This window comes from Streptococcus sp. HMSC071D03, from assembly GCF_001812125.1.
GTDB lineage: Bacteria > Bacillota > Bacilli > Lactobacillales > Streptococcaceae > Streptococcus > Streptococcus pseudopneumoniae_N.
Genome location: NZ_KV807784.1, coordinates 12,313 through 12,608, shown reverse-complemented (window position 1 = coordinate 12,608; position 296 = coordinate 12,313). Strand labels below are relative to the sequence as shown.

Genomic DNA, 296 nt, shown 5'->3' with positions numbered 1-296 from the left:
AGTTCCAGTAACAACACCAGGTAAGGTAACACCAGCAACACCAACAGATCCAATTCCAGATGCACCAATGACACCTGATACTAATGGAGGTTCTGGTCAAGATACACCAGCACCAGCTACTCCAACTCCAAATGCAGTTACTCCGAATGCATATCAGGTAGATACTAAGACTACTGTTGATAATGGAGCTAAGTCAAATGATTCTCAAAATGTGTTGCCAAATACAGGAACAGAATCAAATGCGACTCTTGCATCTCTAGGTCTTCTTGGTATTCTAGGTGGTCTCGGACTTGCTT

At 42.9% G+C, this 296-nt stretch carries 1 protein-coding gene; it reads left to right on the top strand.

What is annotated here, in order from left to right; genetic code table 11:
• Positions 1–296: LPXTG cell wall anchor domain-containing protein (locus HMPREF2837_RS11725; RefSeq protein WP_261674349.1), on the top strand; the 296-nt coding region annotated here is incomplete at both ends.